General features: G+C 62.4%; 6 protein-coding genes. 3 read left to right on the top strand and 3 right to left on the bottom strand.

Annotation, left to right across the window (positions count from 1 at the left end):
- On the top strand, positions 1–518 hold a 518-nt coding region (locus ACXJ7R_RS24670; protein WP_457154108.1), incomplete at its 5' end, for a hypothetical protein.
- Between the two features lie 11 nt (positions 519–529).
- Here the strand turns inward: ACXJ7R_RS24670 and ACXJ7R_RS24675 are convergent.
- Both ACXJ7R_RS24675 and tsaA read right to left on the bottom strand, forming a co-directional pair.
- Positions 530–847 (bottom strand): DUF2293 domain-containing protein, encoded by a 318-nt coding sequence (locus ACXJ7R_RS24675; RefSeq protein WP_457154109.1) that lies wholly within the window; start codon positions 845–847, stop codon positions 530–532.
- Entirely contained in the window at positions 844–1383 is a 540-nt protein-coding gene (gene tsaA / locus ACXJ7R_RS24680; protein WP_457154110.1) for a tRNA (N6-threonylcarbamoyladenosine(37)-N6)-methyltransferase TrmO, read from the bottom strand. The genes ACXJ7R_RS24675 and tsaA overlap by 4 nt, the downstream gene beginning before the upstream one ends.
- Before the next feature lie 180 nt (positions 1384–1563).
- Here tsaA and ACXJ7R_RS24685 point away from each other — a divergent pair, with 180 nt between their 5' ends.
- Positions 1564–2571 (top strand): ArsR/SmtB family transcription factor, encoded by a 1008-nt coding sequence (locus tag ACXJ7R_RS24685; protein WP_457154111.1) that lies wholly within the window; start codon positions 1564–1566, stop codon positions 2569–2571.
- The gene (gene metF, locus ACXJ7R_RS24690; RefSeq protein WP_457154112.1) at positions 2571–3488 is read left to right on the top strand and encodes a methylenetetrahydrofolate reductase [NAD(P)H]; all 918 of its coding nucleotides are present in this window, start codon (positions 2571–2573) and stop codon (positions 3486–3488) included. The genes ACXJ7R_RS24685 and metF overlap by 1 nt, the downstream gene beginning before the upstream one ends.
- Before the next feature lie 423 nt (positions 3489–3911).
- On the opposite strand, the gene ACXJ7R_RS24695 is transcribed toward metF, so the two are convergent.
- Positions 3912–4829 carry a DMT family transporter gene (locus tag ACXJ7R_RS24695; RefSeq protein ID WP_457154113.1) on the bottom strand — a complete coding sequence of 306 codons (918 nt, stop codon included), beginning with the start codon at positions 4827–4829 and terminating at the stop codon, positions 3912–3914.
- Positions 4830–5011 lie beyond the last annotated feature (182 nt).

Raw genomic sequence — 5011 nt, forward strand, 5'->3', positions numbered from 1 at the left:
GACCGGGAGGGGACATGGGCAGGTTCGGGACCGTCATCGCAGCCATGATGATTTTCGCCGCCACAGGCCAAGCCAGTGCCCAATGCGCGCGCGAAGGCGAGGAACTGTGCCAGAGCGGCCAGACCTATCGCTGCGAGAAAACCGGCAGCGAATTGACGCCGATCTTCCAAAACGTGCCTTGCGCGGTGAATGCGCCGACGCTGAGCGGCACCTGGGTCGGCAGCGGCCACCAGAGCCCGGCCGGGGCCAYCGGTGCCGACTGGTCGATCGCTATGACGATCAATGATAGYGGCGCATCGATCGACTATCCGTCACTTGGCTGCGGCGGATCCCTGTCCCAGACGTCCAGCGACGAGACATCAGCGGAATACCATGAGAGCATCACTTACGGTCAGGACAAGTGCATCGACGGCGGCAACGTCACCGTCAGGTTTTTCAAGGGAAATCTGTCCTGGACATGGACCGGCCAGGCGGACGGCCAGCCCTACAATGCGGTCGCCGTGCTGACGCGGCAATAACAGGCTCTGCCTCATTCCTCCTCGTCGTCGGCATCGAGCAGTCGCGTGGCTCGCCAGCGGGTGAGCATGATGTTGGTCTGTTCGATGACGAAGAAACGCGCCGAGTCGCGGTCATAGCCTTCGCCCAGCAGTTTTTCATAATCGGTGTGCACGTGGCGGATGTGGGCAATGGTCGCCAACCACACGGCGATGGTCGGTGGCAACGTCTTCATGTGAACCGAGCCGGCATCCGCGCGGATCTTCTCCATGTCGGCATAGGGCGCCAGCGGYAGCAGTGCTGTCAGCGCCTTGGCGATGGCGCGGCGGCGGCCGGTCGGCGCTGCTCTCATCGCCGAATCCGATTGGGCTCGTCGCGCCCTTCAATGGTCGCCTCGGCGAAGGCATCGGTCGAGGCGAAGTAGGGTTTTATGTCGATGACCGGCGTGCCATCGAGCACGTCGATGGCGTCGAGATCGAGGCGGCCGGTGCCGATGTCGAGCCCGACGAGTTTTGCCACATGCAGGCCGACCGGGTTCGGTCGGGCAGGGGAGCGCAGGCCGAATACGCCTTTTGCTTCAGCCGCATGGCGAGGTTTCTGCACAATCAGAGTCCGCGGCGCATGATGCATCCAGGACAGGATGATGATGTGGCTGGCGCGCTCCAGCCCCTGCAGGCCGCTGCGATAGGGCGCGTCGATGGTCACCACGGCCGGCTGCCCGGTCTCGCGCGCGGCGCGCATGTTCTTAGGGCAGGTCTCCCGTGTCGTCCATGGCGAGGTGATGCGGCCGATGAAGACGATGCCGCCGTCGGCCGGCATCAGTGCCGGATCGTTTTCCAGCTTCTGCTCGCCGTCGCGCGCCTCGAACATCTCACGTGGTCCGGTCATTGCGCCCTCGCATCTTTGGACGTGCATGTCGTTGCCCCAAAACCGCTACACACTTTTGGGCGACATGCACCAAGGGATCACGCAAGCGGCATTTTCTTGTCCGGAAGCGACATAGCGCTTGCAAGGATGCGAAAATCGACATAAACATATGTTTATATCTTTTTCAAAGAGAATACTCTGATGCATGTCTCGCTCGACACCATGGTGGACACATTGAAGGCGGCGGCCGAATCCAGCCGCCTGCGCATATTGGCACTGTTGTCGCGCGGCGACCTCACCGTTTCCGATCTTACCGAAATTCTCGGTCAATCGCAGCCGCGCGTTTCGCGGCACCTCAAGCTGCTGCTGGAGGCCGGGCTAATCGGCCGCTACCAGGAAGGGTCTTGGGCCTTCTTTCGCCTGTCTGATGCGGATTCCGCGCGCGGCTTCGTCATGGGGCTGGTTTCCAGCATTCGCGGCGCCGACCCGCAGGTCGAGCGCGATCTCGAGCGGCTGGGCTCGGTCAAACGCAAGCGGCAGGACCGGGCAGCCGAGTATTTTTCGGTGAATGCGGCAAGCTGGGATCATATCCGCTCGCTTCATGTGCCGGACCGCGCCGTCGAAGCCGCGATGCTGAAGCTGGTCGGCAAGCGGCCGTTCCAGTCAATGCTGGACCTCGGCACCGGCACTGGGCGCCTGCTCGAAATCTTCTCGCCCCTGTACCGGCGCGGTGTCGGCATCGACATGTCGCGCGAGATGCTGACTGTTGCGCGTGCCAATCTCGATAAGGCAGGTGTTTCGAATGCTCAGGTGCGGCAGGGCGACATCTTCGCGCCGCCGGTCGAGCGCGACGCCTTCGATCTCGTCACCATCCACCAGGTGCTGCACTATCTCGACGATCCCGCCCGCGCCATCCACGAGGCGGCGCGGCTTTTGCGTCCAACCGGACGGCTGGTCATCGTCGACTTCGCGCCGCACACGCTGGAATTCCTGCGCGACGAACACGCGCATATGCGGCTCGGCTTTTCCGACCGGCAGATCGCCGACTGGTTTGCGGAAGCCGGCCTCGATCTCGAGGACAGCCAAGAGTTCGAGCCACGCGGCGGCAACGAAGCCAGGCTCACCGTCAAACTCTGGCTTGGGCGCGACCGGCGCCTGCTGATCGCCGATCCTTCCAATGACACAAGGCAGATAAGGGAAATTGCCTGATGAACCAGTTCCGCTTTTCCCGCCGTCCCGACATTGGCGACAAGGTCAGGGTTTCCTTCGAGTTCTTCCCGCCCAAGACCGACGAGATGGAGGCGAGGCTGTGGGACACGGTCACCCGGCTGGAGCCGCTGAAGCCGAAATTCGTCTCGGTGACCTATGGCGCCGGTGGCTCGACGCGTGAGCGTACAGCCCGCACGGTAAAGCGCATCCTGACGGAAACCGGTATTCCGGCCGCGGCGCATCTGACCTGCGTCGGTGCAACGCGCGACGAGGTCGACGCGGTCATCCAGGACTATAAGTCGATCGGCATCAACCGGTTCGTGGCGCTGCGCGGCGATCCGGCCTCGGGTGTCGGCGAACCGTATCGCCCGCATCCCGGTGGCTACGAGAATGGTGCGGAACTGGTCGCCGGACTCAAGAAGATCGCGGATTTCGACATCTCCGTCGCGGCTTATCCGGAAAAGCACCCGCAGAGCCCCGATTTCGCCACCGACATCGAGATGCTGAAACGCAAGGTCGACAATGGTGCGACGCGCGCCATCACCCAGTTCTTCTTCGACAATGATCTCTACGAGCGCTATGTCGAGCGCGTCCGCCGCGCCGGCATCTACATCCCCATCGTGCCGGGCATCCAACCGGTTCACAGTTTCAAGCAGGTCGCGAACTTCTCCGCCAGGGCGGGCGCGCATGTGCCCGGCTGGCTGGCGGAGCGGTTCGAGGGCCTTGACCGGGACCCGCAGACGCATGCGCTGGTGGCGTCGGCGGTGGCGGCCGAACAGGTCATGGACCTGGTCGAGCGCGGGGTCGGGGATTTCCATTTCTATACGATGAACCGAGCCGATCTGGTTTTTGCCATCTGCCACATGATCGGCATCCGTTCACACGAAGCCGAGTCGGCCGGTACCGCCGCGGCCTAGAGCAATTCCCCGTTCGGGATTGCGTCAAAGAGCTTCCGAAATGCAAAAAGGCCGGGCAAAAACCCGGCCTTTTTCGATGGTTTTGACTATGTGGTGCTGGTCTTCCCCGTCTTGGCGGGTCAGGGAAGAAAGCCCATAATGAGGGCTCCGATGAAGGCGAACGCAGCACAGATCATCAATGCGTTGATAGGCCTCGTAAGTCCCATGACATAGCCTCCTCTTAAAGAGCTATGTCCGAGAGTCTAGGTTCATTTGTGCCACAGGCAAGCGAAAAATGTGCTGCATTGCGACGTGATTGCCAGATTTGCGACCCGCCTTTTGCCGTTAGGCATTGAAACTCTTCGGCAAAAACCCGCTTCAGACCTGTGAACAAAATGTGGCGGCGATGTGTCACTATCGTGTCATGGCAGCGCTACCGCGGTTCTAACGCCTTCCGAACGGCCGTCCGTCGATAGTCACGAGGCCAAGTGCGATCAGCACCACGCCGCCGATTTCGAACAGTTCGAGCCGTTCGCCGAGGAACAGGAAGCCGAGCAGCATGGCGCTGGCCGGCACGATGAGCGTGACCAGCGAGGCATTGGTGGCGCCGGCCGAGGCGACGAGGTTGAAATAAAGGATGTAGGCGAAGGCGGTGGACAAAAGCGCCAGCGCCAGCACCGCCGCCCAGACCGGAGGCGAGGCGGAGAACAGACCGGCAGGGCCATAAGCGAAGAGCACGATCGGGATCATGATGATGGTCGAGGCGGTCAATTGTCCGGTGGCGATGACCGGCGATGGCACGCCTTTGAAGCGGCGGGCGACCATCAGCGCCACGCCATAGGACAGCGACGCGCCGATCAGCGCGAATTTGGCCCAGACCGGGCCGCCGAGCCCGGCAAGCAGGCCGGGGCCGATCATCAGCGCCGTGCCGGCGACGCCGAGCGCAATGCCGGCCAGCTTGTTCCAGGAGAGCTTTTCGTCTGATGTCAGCGCGTTGGCGAGGATCAACGTCCAGAACGGCGTCGTTGCGTTGAGCACCGAGGCGACGCCGGCGCCAAGCTGGGTCTGGCCGGCGAAGATCAGCGAGARAGGGACGACATTGTTGGTCAATGCCAGCAGGAAGAACAGGCCGGCATGGGGAAGCGCGAGGCGGAAAGACGGTCCGCGAATGGCGAGATAGAGCTGCAGCGCGATCGCCGCGATGGCGACGCGAAACAGCACCAGCACCAGCGGATGAAGTTCCGCCACCGCGATGCGGGCAAAGAAGAACGAGCCACCCCATATCGCACCGAGCAGCAGGAGCTGTCCCCAGTCCTTGAGCACCATCGGCCCGCGTGGCGCTGATGTCGCGGCCATTGCCATGTCAATCGTCCTCCCCAGACGGCCTGAATGCCAGCCGGTCAGCCAGAACGCATATCGGGTCTGGCGACAAGGGCCACCCGAAACCTGACTGATGGCAAACACTGCCACTTGGACCTAGCGCAGCTGCGTCAGTGCCACGAGACACAGAATTGTTTTCATTAGCCGCTAGCTTGGATTAATTG

This window comes from Mesorhizobium sp. P5_C1 (assembly GCF_054049815.1).

What these genes read in the sequence shown, in the direction of transcription:
- tsaA (WP_457154110.1), bottom strand. Translation starts at nt 1,383, where the DNA reads ATGACCGGACCACGTGAGATGTTCGAGGCGCGCGACGGCGAGCAGAAG.
- ACXJ7R_RS24685 (WP_457154111.1), top strand. Translation starts at nt 1,564, where the DNA reads ATGCATGTCTCGCTCGACACCATGGTGGACACATTGAAGGCGGCGGCC.
- metF (WP_457154112.1), top strand. Translation starts at nt 2,571, where the DNA reads ATGAACCAGTTCCGCTTTTCCCGCCGTCCCGACATTGGCGACAAGGTC.